1 pseudogene is annotated in these 780 nt (G+C 70.1%); it reads left to right on the top strand.

Features of this window, described 5'->3' with window-relative positions:
• Positions 1 to 780, top strand: a pseudogene (locus IG54_RS38950) (ATP-grasp domain-containing protein); the annotation flags it as partial.

Raw genomic sequence — 780 nt, 5'->3', positions numbered from 1 at the left:
GCCTTCGCCGAGGAGCACGGCCTGCCGATTGCGATCAAGGCCGCCTTCGGTGGTGGCGGGCGCGGCCTGAAGGTCGCCCGCACCCTGGAGGAGGTCCCCGAGCTGTACGACTCGGCGGTGCGTGAGGCGGTGGCGGCCTTCGGGCGCGGGGAGTGCTTCGTGGAGCGCTACCTCGACAAGCCCCGGCATGTGGAGACCCAGTGCCTGGCCGACCAGCACGGCAACGTGGTCGTGGTCTCCACCCGTGACTGCTCGCTCCAGCGCCGCCACCAGAAGCTGGTGGAGGAGGCCCCGGCGCCCTTCCTGTCCCAGGCGCAGGTCGAGGAGCTGTACGCCTCGTCCAAGGCGATCCTCAAGGAGGCCGGGTACGTCGGCGCGGGCACCGTGGAGTTCCTCGTCGGTGTGGACGGCACGATCTCCTTCCTGGAGGTCAACACCCGTCTCCAGGTCGAGCACCCGGTCACCGAGGAGGTCGCCGGCATCGACCTGGTCCGGGAGATGTTCCGTATCGCCGACGGCGAGGAACTGGGCTACGGCGATCCGGAACTGCGCGGGCACTCCTTCGAGTTCCCTGGACGCGGGTGTGGAGTCCGGCTCGGTGATCGGTCCGGCCTGGGACTCGCTGCTGGCCAAGCTGATCGTCACCGGCGCTACCCGCGAGCAGGCGTTGCAGCGTGCCGCGCGGGCGCTGGCGGAGTTCAACGTGGAGGGCATGGCCACCGCCATCCCCTTCCACCGTGCCGTCGTCAAGGACCCGGCGTTCGCACCCGAACTGACCGG

Source organism: Streptomyces sp. NRRL S-920, from assembly GCF_000717945.1.
GTDB lineage: Bacteria > Actinomycetota > Actinomycetes > Streptomycetales > Streptomycetaceae > Streptomyces > Streptomyces alboniger.
This window is presented reverse-complemented; position numbering and strand designations above follow the sequence as displayed.